Source organism: Mycobacterium sp. (assembly GCF_035653355.1).
Lineage (GTDB): Bacteria > Actinomycetota > Actinomycetes > Mycobacteriales > Mycobacteriaceae > Mycobacterium.
This window is the reverse complement of sequence record NZ_DASRBZ010000547.1, coordinates 1-2,141: the sequence shown is the minus strand read 5'-3', so window position 1 is coordinate 2,141 and position 2,141 is coordinate 1. Positions and strand designations below refer to the sequence as shown.

Sequence of the window (2,141 nt, the reverse complement as noted above, 5' to 3'; positions counted from 1 at the left end):
GCCAAGAGGTACACCGGAAGCGTCGGATGTACAGCAGCGCGGTACCGCAACCGGGCCGACGATCAGCGCCGTAGCATGACTCTGCCCGACCTGAATGGCGCAGGAATATGCCGATATGACCTACCGGTGCCGCAAGTTCGGGACGAAGCGAGTTAGCGCGTGTATACGTTCCCGTTCTGGTCGGCTGCGACGCAGAATGTTGCAGTCGGGCAGGACAGTGCGGTGAGCCAATCTTGATTGGTGATTAACGTCCCGGTTGACCAAGTGCCGTGAGCGTACGTATACGAGTTCCAGCGGCCTACTGCGACGCACGTGTCGGTGCTAGGACACGAGGCCTGGACGAAGTGCGCCGAATTCGCCGCGGTGGCTCCGGGTGAGGTGAGGGTGGTGGTCGACCAGGACGAAGCCGAGTAGACGTATACGGTGTCGGATCCGTCGCTGGTTGCGACGCAGAAGGCGGCTGTTGCGCACGATATAGAGGCTAAGCCCTTGGCGCCATCGAGCTGGTAGGCGGACGACCAGCTTCCAGCCGAGTAGGAGTAAGCGTTTCCTGTCGAGTCGGTGGCAGTGCAGGATGTCGCCGATGGGCATGAGATCGCGGTGAAACGGTTCTGGTTCTGGACCAATGTGCCGGTGGACCACTGGCCGTTGCGGAAGCTGTACGAGTCCCAGTCGCCCGTAGCGAAGCATGAGCCTGCGCTGGGGCAGGAGACGGCGGTCAGGTTGGCGGAGTTACCGTCGGCGCCGACGAGCTGGGTTGGAGTCCATGAGCCGCCGGAGTATATGTAGGCGGTCGCTCCGGCGCTGGTGGCGGCACAGAAGTTGGAGCTCGCGCAGGACACGCCGGTCAAGCTGCTGCCGATCGAGTCGCCTGGGGACCACGCGCCGTTGGTGTAGGTGTATACGTTTCCGCCAGAGTCTGCGGCCATGCAGAACCGGGCGCTTGGGCAGGAGACTGACACGATCTCGCTATTACTCAGCGACCTCGGCGCAGACCAGGTGCCGGCGCTGCCTGCTGCCGAACCTGCCGTGGCTGGTGCGGAGCTGGCGCTAGAGACGAGCGGGGATGCAAGCTTCGCGGTGCTCGGAGCGTTAGGAACAGCCGCTGCACTTGAGACAGTTGGGCTCGGCGATCCGGACGAGGCAGGTGAATCGCCGTGCGTGACGGTTGCCCCTACGATGAGCGCGGCGACGATGACGCCGGCGACGGACAGGATCGCCGTCCGCCGACCGTGGCTCGGCCTCGCGGGCAACTCGCGCTCGCAGACGCAGCGCGGAGGCTCAGGTCTGAGAGGCTTAATCGATGTTATCAGCACCCTTCTCTCGTTGAGCCACGCCAGATACCGAACGCAGTAACCGCGGGGATGGATGGCCAGCCGGGACGTCGAGAACGGGTCGCTGGCGCCAGTCGCCTCGGGTGGTCGGGCGTTGTGGCCTAGAGCAGCGATGGCGCGGCGTACCGCTGGGCCGCTGTCGCTCTCGTCGGCGTGATTAAGCTGTTCCTCGACTCCGCGATCGAGTCGGATCTCATACTCACCGCCAACGCCGCTGGCCCCCGGCTGAGGTCCGAAGTCGTTCCGCAGCCGGATTTCGGCCTTTCCGGCTATGTCAGGGTGTCCCGAGGAGGCCGCGCGATGGAACGCCTTTCGGGCCTCGGCACGGTCGCCCAGGTCGAGCAGAACCGCGCCCAGTACGAAGGCTGCACGGGCTGAAACGTCGGGGTGGTCGCTGTCGGCGCACCGTCGCAGCAGTGCGGCGGCTTCATCGAACTCCCCGCGGTTGATCAGCAGGGTGGCTTGCTCGAAGAGTGCCCGCGGCGCGATGTCCGAATCCTCGGATTGCGCTGCTGAGTCGAACGCAGCCCAGGCGCCGTCGAGGTCTGCTTGGTCCTTGAGCGTGAGTCCCATGAGGAACGCCGGCGTCGATACCTGTTCGTTCGTGCTGGTGCGTATGGCCTGCCGAAATGCCTCGGCCGCACCGGCCTTGTCGCCTTGCTTGTCCTTGATACCGCCTATGCTTACCCAGGCCATCGCAACGGCTTCTGGGTGTCCGGACTCAGTAGTGCGGTTCAGATAGTCCAGCGCCTCGGGAATGCGACCGAGTCTTCTGTACAAGTCGCCTAGAGCTTGAGCCGCACGCGG

2 protein-coding genes and 1 pseudogene are annotated in these 2,141 nt (G+C 64.5%); 2 read left to right on the top strand and 1 reads right to left on the bottom strand.

Features of this window, described 5'->3' with window-relative positions; translation table 11 throughout:
• The first annotated feature begins 561 nt into the window (after positions 1-561).
• Positions 562-789 carry a hypothetical protein gene (locus VFA16_RS18760; RefSeq protein ID WP_324969261.1) on the top strand — a complete coding sequence of 76 codons (228 nt, stop codon included), beginning with the start codon at positions 562-564 and terminating at the stop codon, positions 787-789.
• A 698-nt stretch (positions 790-1,487) separates the two neighbouring features.
• A complete protein-coding gene (locus VFA16_RS18755; protein ID WP_324969260.1) occupies positions 1,488-1,712 on the top strand; it encodes a hypothetical protein in 225 nt (74 codons plus the stop codon).
• On the opposite strand, the pseudogene VFA16_RS23840 reads toward VFA16_RS18755, so the two are convergent.
• Positions 1,686-2,114: pseudogene (locus tag VFA16_RS23840) on the bottom strand (tetratricopeptide repeat protein); the annotation flags it as partial. The gene VFA16_RS18755 and the pseudogene VFA16_RS23840 sit on opposite strands and share 27 nt — an antisense overlap.
• Positions 2,115-2,141: the final 27 nt, after the last annotated feature.